Source organism: Bacillus cereus group sp. BfR-BA-01524 (assembly GCF_022662595.1).
Taxonomy (GTDB): domain Bacteria; phylum Bacillota; class Bacilli; order Bacillales; family Bacillaceae_G; genus Bacillus_A; species Bacillus_A thuringiensis_S.
This window is the reverse complement of sequence record NZ_JAKUDW010000465.1, coordinates 1-222: the sequence shown is the minus strand read 5'-3', so window position 1 is coordinate 222 and position 222 is coordinate 1. Positions and strand designations below refer to the sequence as shown.

Genomic DNA, 222 nt, shown 5'->3' with positions numbered 1-222 from the left:
GTCATAAGGGGCATGATGATTTGACGTCATCCCCACCTTCCTCCGGTTTGTCACCGGCAGTCACCTTAGAGTGCCCAACTTAATGATGGCAACTAAGATCAAGGGTTGCGCGCGTTGCGGGACTTAACCCAACATCTCACGACACGAGCTGACGACAACCATGCACCACCTGTCACTCTGCTCCCGAAGGAGAAGCCCTATCTCTAGGGTTTTCAGAGGATG

General features: G+C 53.2%; 1 rRNA gene. It reads right to left on the bottom strand.

The features are described 5' to 3' along the window. Positions 1–222, bottom strand: a 16S ribosomal RNA gene (locus MR170_RS31910); the annotation flags it as partial.